This is a genomic window from Sporosarcina sp. ZBG7A, from assembly GCF_000813425.1.
Classification (GTDB): domain Bacteria; phylum Bacillota; class Bacilli; order Bacillales_A; family Planococcaceae; genus Sporosarcina.
Map to the genome: position 1 here is coordinate 1 of NZ_JWIB01000038.1, position 12,679 is coordinate 12,679.

10 protein-coding genes are annotated in these 12,679 nt (G+C 44.1%); 8 read left to right on the forward strand and 2 right to left on the reverse strand.

Annotated features, from left to right (window positions below):
• Nucleotides 1-390: 390 nt before the first annotated feature.
• The 3 genes from RL70_RS13890 to RL70_RS13900 all read left to right on the forward strand — a co-directional run bounded on the left by RL70_RS13890 (nt 391) and on the right by RL70_RS13900 (nt 4,672).
• On the forward strand, nt 391-1,719 hold the full coding sequence (locus RL70_RS13890) for a uracil/xanthine transporter (RefSeq protein ID WP_052245984.1): 1,329 nt from the start codon (nt 391-393) through the stop codon (nt 1,717-1,719).
• Between the two features lie 103 nt (nt 1,720-1,822).
• Entirely contained in the window at nt 1,823-3,454 is a 1,632-nt protein-coding gene (gene ggt / locus RL70_RS13895; protein ID WP_052245985.1) for a gamma-glutamyltransferase, read from the forward strand.
• Between the two features lie 51 nt (nt 3,455-3,505).
• A complete protein-coding gene (locus RL70_RS13900) occupies nt 3,506-4,672 on the forward strand; it encodes an oxalate decarboxylase family bicupin (RefSeq protein ID WP_039044006.1) in 1,167 nt (388 codons plus the stop codon).
• Between the two features lie 46 nt (nt 4,673-4,718).
• Here the strand turns inward: RL70_RS13900 and RL70_RS13905 are convergent, their stop codons facing one another.
• The gene (locus RL70_RS13905) at nt 4,719-7,763 is read right to left on the reverse strand and encodes an efflux RND transporter permease subunit (protein WP_039044007.1); all 3,045 of its coding nucleotides are present in this window, start codon (nt 7,761-7,763) and stop codon (nt 4,719-4,721) included.
• Between the two features lie 213 nt (nt 7,764-7,976).
• Between RL70_RS13905 and guaC the strand changes: the two genes are divergently transcribed.
• The gene (guaC, locus tag RL70_RS13910) at nt 7,977-8,960 is read left to right on the forward strand and encodes a GMP reductase (RefSeq protein ID WP_039044008.1); all 984 of its coding nucleotides are present in this window, start codon (nt 7,977-7,979) and stop codon (nt 8,958-8,960) included.
• Nucleotides 8,961-9,022: 62 nt separating this feature from the next.
• On the opposite strand, the gene RL70_RS13915 is transcribed toward guaC, so the two are convergent.
• Nucleotides 9,023-9,661 carry a YIP1 family protein gene (locus RL70_RS13915; protein WP_039044009.1) on the reverse strand — a complete coding sequence of 213 codons (639 nt, stop codon included), beginning with the start codon at nt 9,659-9,661 and terminating at the stop codon, nt 9,023-9,025.
• Nucleotides 9,662-9,737: 76 nt separating this feature from the next.
• Between RL70_RS13915 and RL70_RS13920 the strand changes: the two genes are divergently transcribed.
• The 4 genes from RL70_RS13920 (at nt 9,738) to RL70_RS13935 (ending at nt 12,499) form a co-directional block, all read left to right on the forward strand.
• Nucleotides 9,738-10,691 (forward strand): alpha/beta hydrolase, encoded by a 954-nt coding sequence (locus RL70_RS13920; RefSeq protein WP_039044010.1) that lies wholly within the window; start codon nt 9,738-9,740, stop codon nt 10,689-10,691.
• A 250-nt stretch (nt 10,692-10,941) separates the two neighbouring features.
• Nucleotides 10,942-11,565 (forward strand): DUF421 domain-containing protein, encoded by a 624-nt coding sequence (locus tag RL70_RS13925; protein ID WP_039044011.1) that lies wholly within the window; start codon nt 10,942-10,944, stop codon nt 11,563-11,565.
• 18 nt (nt 11,566-11,583) lie between these two features.
• The gene (locus tag RL70_RS13930; RefSeq protein ID WP_039044012.1) at nt 11,584-12,081 is read left to right on the forward strand and encodes a metallophosphoesterase family protein; all 498 of its coding nucleotides are present in this window, start codon (nt 11,584-11,586) and stop codon (nt 12,079-12,081) included.
• Between the two features lie 70 nt (nt 12,082-12,151).
• A complete protein-coding gene (locus RL70_RS13935) occupies nt 12,152-12,499 on the forward strand; it encodes a carboxymuconolactone decarboxylase family protein (protein WP_039044013.1) in 348 nt (115 codons plus the stop codon).
• The last annotated feature ends 180 nt before the right edge of the window (nt 12,500-12,679 follow it).

The window sequence follows — 12,679 nt, forward strand, 5'->3', positions numbered from 1 at the left end:
CATTTCCATCACCTCATTTAATAGTTGGGAAATTCTGTTGATTGTAGCGGAGAGCGGCGACTCCTGAGGGATCAGCGAAGCTTGAAGACCCTGGACTGAGCAAAGCGAGGGAAGCGGCTGAGAGCAAGCCCCTCGGAAAGCGTCCGCTCGCAGCGGAAATCAACTTTTTCTAGTTAATACTATTGTAAAAGAAAAAAACTGTAGGCAAACCCCGTGATTACTGGAGTTTGTCTACAGTCTGAGAGTACTTCATTCGAGAAGTACTCTTTTTTTGTGCTCCATTCACCAACTTCCTATTACTCGGTAAAACAGTACCTACTAGTTTAAACCCATTTCATAAGGGAAATTCGAATAACATACACAACTCTGAAAAATGGGAGGGTTCACATTATGGATATTAGGAAGGAAGCGGCTGAGTTGAAGAGTCCATCCGACTGGATAGCCGGTCTGGAATGGTTTTTCTTCATTTTCGCCAACATTGTCATTATCCCGATAACCGTCGGGAAAGCGTTCAATCTCCATCAAGACAGTATTATTTCTACGCTCCAACTGTCTTTCATAGTGACGGGAATTGCCTGTTTACTGCAGGCGTTTTTCGGTCACAAACGAGCAATCCTAGAAGGCCAGTCAGGTCTTTGGTGGGGGATGATTCTCTCCACTGTGAGTCTCGCAAGCTCACAAGGAGTTTCTATGAGTGAATTAGGGGGGAGTCTTACTGTCGGAGTCCTGATTTCTGCTGTGATGACTGTCGCCATCGGTCTGTTCGGATGGGGCCCCGCACTTGCTAAGCTGTTTAACCCAGCAGTTATGGGCGTCTTCATGCTACTGTTCGGATTCCAACTTATTAAAATCTTCCTCGAAGGGATGCTAGGCATTCCAATGGGGAATCCACCAGACGATGCAAAAATCCAACTTTCTGTTGCAGCGCTCACGTTCGTGATTGCTGCCGCTATGATTGTCATTAACATCAAAGCTCCGAAAAAAGTGAGTAAATACACGTTGCTTGGCGGTATAGTCGTAGGCTGGGCTGTTTATGCACTCATATTTGGTCCAGAGCATACGGTGAAATCGGATGCTTCATTTAAATTTGAGTTATTCCATTTAGGAAAACCTGCTTGGAATATCGGGATCATTGCGATGGCCGTTATCACTGGTCTTATGAATCTTGCAAATACATTCGGTGCTTTAAAAGGTACGGAGTCAAAAGATTTGTATGACGAGGAAACGAGCAAAAAACAATATAATCGTAGTTTGACCATTTCGGGTGGACTTACAGCAGTGAGTGGGCTATTCGGTCTTGTCCCCTACGCACCTTTCGTGTCTTCAATTGGTTTTCTCGAACAGTCCGGGATCGTCAGACGGCTTCCATTCATCATCGGCAGTGTACTGTTTCTTTTGATGGGTATCATTCCTCCAGTCTCACACTTTTTCTCGAACATACCTCTTAGCATTGGGAGCACGGTCCTGTTTGTTGCTTATTTGCAACTGCTTAACTCGTCTTTCAGTTTCTTTGAGGAAATTCGGCTCAACACCCGTAATGTCTATCGCTCCGCAATCCCGGTGTTCGTTGCCGTTGTCATTATGGTGATGCCGGATTCGTATTTCTCATCCTTACCGGGATTTATCCAACCAATTATCGGCAATGGGCTTTTAATGGGCATTCTGATTGCTCTCATTCTGGAGAATACCATTAAATGGGACCACATTAAAAATTCATAAAACCAACAAGAAAACTCAGAATACAAGTTTTATTGGAAACTTACTGGGTATTCACAATAGCAGAAGCGATTAACAAGCTAATCTGAAAGAGGAAGGTGAAACAATGAATTACGAATCTAGTAGAATCGGCGAAGACATTGACCCTCGGTACGGCAGCTCTTTCATGGCAAAGAAAAATGCTGTCGCCACCCCTAACAAACTCGCCTCAATGGCAGCTAATCGAATCCTCAACAAAGGCGGAAATGCTATCGACGCCATGGTAACCGCAAACTCTGTGCTAGGTGTTGTATTCCCCCACATGACGGGTGCAGGAGGAGATTCGTTTTGGCTCATCTATGATGCAAAAACAGGTAAAAGATATTCGCTGAATGCTACAGGGCATTCAGGTGAAGACGTAACTCTCGACAAGTTCGACAAAGAGGAAGGCATGGATATCCGCGGGCCTAAAGCCGTCACGACAGTACCCGGAGCCGTGAGTGGATGGATTGAAGCTCACGAACGATTTGGAAAGCTGACAATGAAAGAATGTCTGGAGCCCGCAATTGAATATGCAAATGAAGGCTTCCCCGTCGGGCGATCTCTTGCAAAATTCTCAGAAGTTGCACTAACTTTACTACGCACCTACCCATCCACCGCAAAAGTCTTTCTCAAACAAGGCGTTGCCCCCTACATGAAAGGCGATACGATGAAAAACCCCGACTTAGGGAAAACACTTGAGCTAATTGCTGAGCACGGCATGGATGCTTTTTACAGAGGTGAGATTGCAGATAAGGTAACTGAATTCCTACAACAGCATGGTGGCCTACTGAAAAAAGATGATTTTGCACGCCATCAGGCAACTTGGGAAGAGCCAATTGAAGTCCAATATGGCGATCGGACAGTAATTGCCCCCCCACCTAACTCCGCAGGTATGGTGACACTTCAAATTCTTGGAATGATGGATCATCTAGATATTACAAGCATGAAAGGTCATGAGGAACAGTTCATCGACGCATTTACCCGTGCAACAGCGTTCTCTTTCATGGATCGTGATGAATTCCTCGATGATCCTGATTTTAATAAAGTTCCGACCGATGTACTCCTGAGCAAAGAATATTTCAAGGAACGAGTGCAAAAAATGCATGATCCAGCTCTTGGACCTCCTGAAAACGGATATGCCAATAAAGGAGATACAACCTTTAGTTGTGCAGTGGATGATGAAGGCAATGCTGTCGGTGTCATTCAAAGTCTGTATTGGGAATGGGGTTCTGGCGTTGTCGCCGAAGGAACTGGAATGATGCTACAAAACCGAGGAAGTTATTTCTCACTCGACTCAAAGGCTCGTAACAAATTAGAGCCTAACAAACGACCCGCACACACGCTCACCTGCTCCATGGTCTTCCATGAGGATAAACCTGAACTTATCGTGGGGGCCATGGGTGGTGACGGTGAGCCACAGACGCAAGCTTTAATCATTATGCGTTTATTGAACCAAGGATACTCCGTGCAAGAAGCAATCGATGCTCCAAGATGGTTGCTGGGTCGGACATGGGGTGAAAACGTACGGGGCTTACGTCTGGAAGGACGTTATGATAAGCAAATCGCTGAAAAACTGAAAGACCTCGGTCACGTAAATGTCACCATGATTGAAAACTTCAGCGACCTGATGGGCCATGCCCAGGCAATTCGCATTTGGCCGGACCGCATTGAAGCAGGTGCCGATCCTCGTGCGGGCGGACTGGCCATCGGGAATTGATCGATATGAATGCATTTCAACTATATCAAAAACTCGAAGGGAGATTTTACGATGAACACTGAAACTGATAACGAGACACAAACAAACCCTCAACCTATTAAAAATGATAGAGGTGGTCACATTTGGGGAGCCAATAATCCTGAAATTGACCGTCAAAACCCGGATATTATAGTGCCTCCTGACACAGACAACGGTACGATGCCTAACTTGAAATTCCCTTTTGCTCACTCACATATGCGTGTCGAACATGGGGGCTGGTCCCGTGAGGTTACGATACGCGAAATGCCAGCTGCTGAAACAATTGCAGGTGTTAATATGCACCTTGAACCTGGTGGTGTCCGTGAGCTACATTGGCACAAAGAAGCTGAATGGTCTTATATGATTAAAGGGAAGGCGCGAATTACAGCGATTTCCCCAGACGGACGCGAATTCGTTGATGATGTCGAAGCCGGAGACTTATGGTACTTCCCTTCTGGTGTTCCTCATTCCATAAAAGGACTGAGTGAAGGTGCTGAATTCATCCTCGCATTTGACGATGGCAGTTTCTCTGAGAACAGTACATTTTCAATTACGGACTGGTTTGCACACACTCCAAAAGACGTGCTTGCAGCAAACTTCGGAGTATCAGAGGAGGAATTTGATAGCATTCCAAGTGGTGAAGTCTATATGTATCAAGGTGCTGTTCCTGGTCCGATTGCTGAAGACTTGCCCCCAGACACAAATGAATTTGTGGAATGTCCATTTAGCTTTAAGTTGATGGATGTCGAACCAGTTGAAACGAACGGCGGTAAAGCTTGGATTGCAGATTCTAGTAACTTTAAAGCATCTAAAACAATTGCTGCTGCTTTAGTAGAAGTAGAACCCGGGGGTATCCGGGAACTACACTGGCACCCGAACGAAGCAGAATGGCAATACTATCTTGAAGGACAGGGTCGCATGACTGTTTTCGCCTCTGGTGGCAAGGCCCGTACGTATGATTATCAAGCAGGCGATGTAGGATACGTTCCGTTTGCAATGGGGCACTATATCCAGAATACGGGTGACACACCTCTGCGTTTCTTGGAAATGTTCCGCAGCGATCACTTTGCAGATGTGTCCCTAAACCAGTGGATGTCACAAACACCTCCAGAACTCCTTAAAGAACACTTGCCGCTTAGTGATGAATTCATTAAAAACTCGTTGCACAGCGACAAACGCCCCAATGTTAAATATAACTAATGCACATGAAAAAACCACAGCCGAATCGCTGTGGTTTTTCCTTTTATTATACAACTTCTGCTTTACGTCCAATAAGTTTGTAGTACACAAGATACAATGATGGAATCATCACTAATGTAAACAAACTCGAGAAAGCAAGACCGGCAATGATTGTAATTGCAAGTGCTTCAAATAGTGGATCACCCGATACAGCTACTGGAATCAAAGCAACAATTGACGTTAGTGATGTCAAAATGATTGGTTTGATACGCGCGTAGCCTGACTCGACAATTGCTTCAATGACATCCATATTGCCCAAGAGTCGACGTGCTTCCACGAAGTCGATTAACACAACCGCGTTTCGCACAACAATACCCGTCAACGAGACAATCCCCATGACACCAAGGAAGCTGAGAGGCGTCTGTGTGATGAACAATCCTAGAATCGCTCCAGAAATACCGAGATACACCGCGAATAGCACGAGGAACGGTAAACTGAACGACTTAAATTGGAACGCAATGACCAAGTATACAAGTAGCAAGACTACTAGGAATAGAATTCCGATTTCAGCAAAGAATGCTTGCTGGTCTGAATTTTCTCCCCCCGTTGAAATTGTATAACCTTCAGGTAAGCCTTTCTTTTCTGCCTCGGCAGCATCTAACATGTCATCTTTAAACCCATCAGCATCGCCATACGCTTTTAACGTAATTGCGCGCTCCCCTTTTTCATGAGGAACTTGCGCTAGTAACGATGTTTTTTCTGAAGTGAGCAATTCATCCAATGGGATGAGTTTTGGTGGACCTTGAGTCGTCATGGAAGGCACGGCGCTATCTGAGAGATCTACAGGTTCCCCCTCATTCACTCCTTTTTCCTTTAACACGACTTGCTTTGAAATATCCCCTTCATACAACTTGAACAAAGGGACGCCTTGCGTCAACAACTGTAATTGGTTCGTTACTAAACTTAAGGAAATTCCATTCTCCTCAAGTGCTTGTCGATTCGGAACATATTGGACAGCTGGAACCGGTTCTCCTAAGTTATCCGTTACAATGTCGGCGCCTTTTTCAAGCAAACGATCTTTCAAGTCATTGCGCAGTTGAGCGAGTTGATCGATATCATCGCCTTTAATTGTAACGGTTACAGGTGCTCCGACAGGCGGTCCTTGGACAATTGTATCGAGGAAGATTTCCGCATCGCTGTAACGTTTCCGTAATTCTGGTTCCCACTTGTCGATGAATTCAGAAGCGCTCGTGTTGTCTTTTTTGATACGGAACACGGCTTGCCCTGTGTTTTCACCCGTGTTATCCATGGAGGAAGCAAACAGATTAGGTAACCCGCTACCTGTGAAAATTGCCGTTTCTTTTACGTTTTCATCTTCATTTGAAACTTCGTCAATGATCTTTTGGATTTCGTTATTGGTTTCGTCAATTGTCGTACCCGCTGCTAGTCGGACGTCCATTGTCACTTCTTCTTTGTCAGCAGCTGGGAAAAATTCGAACGGTGTTAGCATTGCTAAGAATAGCAGTCCTGTCGCGATAACTAACCCACCAATACCTACAAGTAACGGTCGCTTCAATACGGTACGCAAGACTTTTTCAGAGTAAAATACTGCGATTTTCTCCAAAGGTTTACCTAAGAATCCCGGAGTATCTGAGATTTTTTTATTGTGTCTTTTCGTTTTGATGAATTGAAGCATTGGAACGAGCGTAACCGATAATACAGTGGATGCAATAATTGTTGTGATTAAGATACTGGGGAGTGCTTTGATGAATGCGCCATTTCCTCCAGATAATAATAGTAACGGTGAGAACGTCACAACAATTGCTAAACTGGAAGAGATAATAGATGTATAGACTTCTTTAACACCATTTACAGCCCCATCCAGAGGTGAATCCCCTAGTTTATATCGTCGCTGAATGTTGTCATTAACGACGATACTATCATCTACGAGAATCCCGATTGCGATTATGAGCCCGATGACAGATATTTGGTTCAAGTCGACACCCATAAAAGGAATTGGAATGAGGCCGACAAGCACAGATGCAAGAACGGTCAATGCGACTGCAAACGAACCGTACAATGTCAGTCCAGCTGTTGTCACAACTAATACTGCAATGACAGCAATGAGTAGTGAAACATACAAACTATTGAATATTGAGTTCACATTATTGGCTTGAGATTCATACGTGTGAGCCGTTACTTCTTTAGGGAGATCTTCAATATAACGATCCATCTTTTTTGCGATGGTTTTATCCATTGAAGGGATGTCTTGACCCGGCTGAAGGAAAACTGTGTAAGAGATTGCAGATTGTCCTTCGAAAGTGACAATGTCCTTTGCTTCTTTAGCTACTTCTCCAATATCCGCTACTTTAGCCAACGGCACAGCAGCATCACCGATTTGTAGTTGCTTTAGTTTTTCAATTCCCTCATCTTGTTTTACTGTCAAAACAACACGTTCTTTTCCGTCATCGTGCGTTCCGAGTGAGAGTGGCTGATTCGCTTGTTGCAACACATTAAGTACATCAAACGGTTGCAGTCGATTTTCCGCCAATTTTTCAGGGTCCAGTGTAATCATCAGTTGCTTTTCCTTAAACCCTTTGACGGTTGTTCCAGCAACTCCTTCTATAGACTGAAGATCATCTGAAAGGGTTCCAAACGAGGTCTCTAAGCCCGCAAGCGCTTCTTCGTCTCCCGTAAACATGTACGAAACGAGTGGAAATGCTAGGTCGAGTTTTTTCACTTCAGGTGTTTGCGCGCTCTCTGGCAACTCACTAGCAGTGGACTGCACTTCTTGTTGCAACTTACTGATTGTCTGATCCGAGTCAATTCCGTCTTTCAACGACAATGTAATGATAGATGCAGAATTCGCAGAAACGGAATTCATCGTGTCGATACCGTCTACTTTTTTAACCGCCCGCTCTAGTGGATTCGTTATTGTCCTTTCTACTTCCGCCGGTTCTGCACCTGGTAAAATGGAAGATACCATCACAAGATCGACAGGGGTTTCAGGAATTTCACGTTTTGGGAGCGTTAAAAACGTATAAATACCAACTAGCATGAGGATGAAGATAAGAAAAATAAATAATTTACTGCGCTTTAATAGATAGACCATGGGTGTCCTTCCTCTCTCTTTCTGATAGCGCTTCCAATGCAATACTACCTCTATACTTTATCATGCCACAGCCACCTACCAATCTCAATTTAGGAAACTCCAAAAAAATCCTAATCATTGTTTGACAATTCCTTTCGAATCTTGTACATTACATAAGGACGAACAATTGCATCACGTCCCAAACAAATTATTCGCTTTTAGGAGTGTTCAATAATGGATGTAGTATTCGATTATGAAGATATTCAACTAATTCCCGCAAAATGTATCGTTGACAGCCGATCCGAATGTGATACTTCTGTCAAACTAGGAAAGCATACGTTCCGCTTACCTGTTGTCCCTGCCAATATGCAAACAATCATTGACGAAAAGATTGCTATTCAACTCGCTGAAGGCGGTTACTTCTATATTATGCACCGCTTTGACCCTGCATCACGCCCAACATTCATCCGGGATATGCATAGCCGCGGACTGATTGCTTCGATTAGTGTCGGAGTTAAAGAAGACGAGTATGGGTTTGTGGAACAGCTTGCTCAAGATGGACTCGTTCCAGATTATATTACAATCGATATCGCACACGGCCATTCAAATGCCGTGATCCGTATGATTCAACATATTAAGAACCATTTGCCTGAGAGTTTCGTTATCGCTGGTAACGTGGGAACGCCTGAAGCTGTTCGCGAACTTGAGAACGCTGGCGCTGACGCAACGAAGGTCGGAATTGGTCCTGGTAAGGTTTGTATCACTAAGATTAAAACCGGATTCGGTACAGGCGGCTGGCAGCTCGCTGCACTTCGCTGGTGTGCAAAAGCGGCATCGAAGCCAATTATCGCAGATGGTGGAATCCGTACACACGGCGACATCGCCAAATCTGTCCGTTTTGGCGCTAGCATGGTCATGATTGGTTCATTATTTGCCGGTCACGAAGAATCACCTGGTCAAACAGTGGAACGTGATGGCGAACAGTATAAAGAATACTTCGGTTCCGCTTCAGAGTTCCAAAAGGGCGAGAAGAAAAACGTTGAAGGTAAGAAAATGTTCGTTGAGTACAAAGGTCCCCTTCAAGATACGTTGACTGAGATGGAACAAGATTTGCAGTCATCGATTTCTTATGCAGGTGGTAAGAAGTTGGATGCAATCCGTACAGTGGATTATGCAATCGTCAAGAACTCCATTTTCAATGGTGATAAAGTTTATTAATCCTTATTTTAAATAACTAATAAAACCGGAATCCCATCACAGGGACTCCGGTTTTATTAAGGTTATAGAGAAAATATCGAAATAAATATGATTCCGATCGTTAGTGAGATCACTATAGCTGCGATAAACCCAATTACAAACACGACGAGAAGGACTCCAAGACCACGCCATGCTGAGAATCCATGGACGATGCCGATTCCTTTACATGAGATGACTATGCTATAAATCCCTAATGCAAACGTCAGGAACATAGAGACCAAGTACACACCGATTGGTAAGTTCGTAATCGCAAACGTTTCCACAGGGGGCGCTTCGAATGCTAACTTTCCATATCCTAAGATAACTAAGTAGTTGACAGGGGCTAGCCAGATAGATGGTAGGGTCGCACCCGGCGCTACGCGAAGCATTTCAGAGAATGTACCGGTTCCGCCGAACAACCCTTTTCCAATCCACTGATAAAGTGCTGCACCAATCACCCATGATATGAGTGCACCCACAAATGTTAGTAAAATGAATAGCGGAATGAGTGCCCCCATCGGTAAAGCACTGAATAATCCTGAGGTCCCCGCTTGATATCCTCCTGACGCAAGTGCCGCAATGGCGAATATAAGAATGGCATAGCCAATGGATGTCTCATTCTTCAAATACTGCAAGGTTGCAGTCGGCCTGCTCCAAATAGTGAGCAATGGTTTTAAATTCATGAATCGTCCTCCTTTGAACTTGTCACTCCCCTCGGATCCAAAAGATGGTACACTGATTTTTAGGGGGTGGAATTTTTTGAAAAGAAAAATTGTAATTACACTCAGTACACTCGTTGTCATACTGCTTGTAGCGCTCGTTTTTGCTGGCAATTACTTTTATGACCAAGGAATTAAGCGCGGTACTGAAGTAGAACTTCATAGTGAATCTGAAGCCGTTAATGATATCGCCAGTGAGGCGGACCAAGCGTTGCTGAAAGAAGCTAAAATCTGGTATGCTGAGCAGCCAAAAAACACCATTACCATGCAATCCTACGATAACTTAAAGCTGAAAGCTCAATTTATCAAAAACGATAAAAACAATGCACACAAAGCAGTCATTCTTGCCCACGGCTTCCGCAATACTGGAGAAGACATGGGAAAATACGCAAAGTTCTACTACGACCAAGGATTTGACGTCCTGCTTCCTGACGCCCGAGGTCATGGAGATAGTGAAGGCGATTATATCGGCTATGGTTGGCACGAACGCCTCGATTACAAAGACTGGATTAAGTACCTCATTCAACAGCATGACGCTGAGCAAATCATTTTGCAAGGGAATTCCATGGGCGCTGCGACTGTTTTAATGACAAGTGGTGAACAATTGCCCAAGCAAGTGAAAGGAATTGTTGCAGACAGTTCATATAGTACGGTGAAAAAAGAACTGGCGCATCAGCTGAAGTCCATTTATGGATTACCAGCATTCCCATTGCTTGAAGTTACGAGTGTCGTCGCTAAGATCCGTGCAGGATATACGCTTCAAGAAGCATCCGCGGTGGACCAAGTAAGGAAGAATAAAGTACCTTTACTTCTGATTCATGGTGATGCAGATGACTTAGTTCCTACCGAAATGGCGACTGAATTGTACGAGGCAGCCAGTGGTGAAAACGAGTTATGGATTGTTCCAGATGCAGGACATACGAAAGCGTTTGACAATATCACAGGTGAGTACGAAGAAAAGCTATCTCAGTTTCTTGAAAAAGTGCTCGATTGAATACCAGATCGCTCTTCCTATCAGGAGAGCGTTTTTTATATGAAATTTTGTTGTACACCTTCTATTACGATAGTATGACTAAAAGGTTTCATTGATGGCAAGTGCACTTTTCTCACCTTACTTTTAAGGGTACGTTACTAGGAAGTAAAGAATTACACAGCCGTACACCGTGAAAGACTTACGGGAGGGTAAGAAACAAGCATACTTTCAGTATGTTTTCCCCATACTAGTCTAAAAGCGAGGTGACGTGATGGATTGGCATTTATTGTGGAAAGCAATGATTGTAGTACTGGTCGGAACATTTCTATTGAGACTAGCCGGAAGAAAATCGATATCTCAAATGACACTTGCACAAACCGTCATCGTTATTGGATTGGGTTCCTTAATTGTCCAACCCATTGTCGGCCATAACATCTGGTCGACATTCGCAGTGGGTCTAGTACTCGTATTAACACTTATTGTTATGGAGTACACTCAAGTAAAAGTGGACAAAATGGAACGTCTTATTACAGGGCGAGCGAAACTGATTATCAAAGACGGTATGATTCAAGAGAAAACCTTACACAAGCTACGATTCACAGTTGACCAATTGGAAATGAAACTCCGGGAACAGGGTGTCTCACAAGTTAGTGATGTGAAATGGGCGACTCTGGAGCCAAATGGACAAGTAGGTTGCGAGCTGATGGAAAGCGCAAAACCTGCAACGAAACAAGATATGCACGTACTGCGTCTAGAAATCGAATCCCTTCGCAACTTACTTTCCAGCTCTAGGGGCATGACTAGTTCACCTAATAATCCTTCTCCCGACAAAAGTCTGTTTACAGAAGTTGCGAATAAAAGCCATAGTAACAAGCCGCCTCACCGGCTTAAATAACGGAAAGGTTGGATTCATGTGAAAGTAATCATCACTGGCGACACACATATACCGGGTAGGAGCAGGAACTTGCCTAAGCGTTTACTCGATGCATGCACCGACTCAGATTTAATAGTCCATACAGGAGATTGGCGCTCTCCCGATGTGTTTGAAACACTCTCTACTTTTGCAGAAGTAAAAGGTGTCTATGGAAATGTTGATGGTAAGGAAATGCGTGCCCTTGTTCCAGCTAGGCAACTAATCGACATCGGTGGACTACGGATTGGGTTAGTTCACGGTCATGGGGAGAAAAAAACGACTGAACAACGTGCTATTGAAGAATTTGCTGAAGAACAAGTAGATGCCATCGTGTTTGGTCACTCACACATCCCAGTAATTAAGTATTTCAAAGGTGTACTTCTCATGAACCCTGGTTCGCCTACTGATAAGCGAAAGTTACCGTTCTATTCGTTCATCACATTAGAAATCGGTGATGACATCCGTCCCGAACTCGTTCTCTTCCAAGACAAATCTTAATGTCTTAGCTGTATGATTGGTGCAAAAATACATATGCTACCGTTGAATTGAACAGGAGGGCTTTTTGAAGATGGATGATTATTCAGCTGACAGCGTATTAAAAGGATATAAAGAAGGAATGGGTCAGTTTACTGAACACTTACCAGATATCGGCAGTGGGTTCCACTCCTTTACAGAGAGCTGCTTTGCAGATGGAGCTCTCGATGGAAAACAGAAGCAACTGATTGCACTCGCCCTCAGTGTCTATGCAGATGATAAAACCTGTATGACCTTCCACGCAAAGGGGTGTGTTGACGCCGGTTGCACGGAACAAGAAGTGCTAGAAGCGTGCAGTATAGCTGCTGCATTGGGAAGTGGAGCCGTGATGAGTCGAACGGTTACTTGCTTGAGTGGAATGTTTCAGCAATTTCAGAAGTGACAGCAAAAGCTACCTAGTGAACACCGTTACGGTTGTTGGTTAGGTGGCTTTTTGGGTTGGCGTAAATGGGTATGTGCGTTTTGAGGATGTTTATGGGCATTATTTTTTGTTTATGATCACTTTCCTCTGGGTTATGAGCACTTTTCAGGCTTTATGATCACTTCTGAAGATAGTATAGAA

Coding starts and splice junctions, on each gene's coding strand:
- RL70_RS13890 (WP_052245984.1), top strand. CDS start 391: ATGGATATTAGGAAGGAAGCGGCTGAGTTGAAGAGTCCATCCGACTGG.
- RL70_RS13925 (WP_039044011.1), top strand. CDS start 10,942: ATGGATTGGCATTTATTGTGGAAAGCAATGATTGTAGTACTGGTCGGA.
- RL70_RS13905 (WP_039044007.1), bottom strand. CDS start 7,763: ATGGTCTATCTATTAAAGCGCAGTAAATTATTTATTTTTCTTATCTTC.
- RL70_RS13935 (WP_039044013.1), top strand. CDS start 12,152: ATGGATGATTATTCAGCTGACAGCGTATTAAAAGGATATAAAGAAGGA.
- ggt (WP_052245985.1), top strand. CDS start 1,823: ATGAATTACGAATCTAGTAGAATCGGCGAAGACATTGACCCTCGGTAC.
- RL70_RS13900 (WP_039044006.1), top strand. CDS start 3,506: ATGAACACTGAAACTGATAACGAGACACAAACAAACCCTCAACCTATT.
- RL70_RS13915 (WP_039044009.1), bottom strand. CDS start 9,661: ATGAATTTAAAACCATTGCTCACTATTTGGAGCAGGCCGACTGCAACC.
- guaC (WP_039044008.1), top strand. CDS start 7,977: ATGGATGTAGTATTCGATTATGAAGATATTCAACTAATTCCCGCAAAA.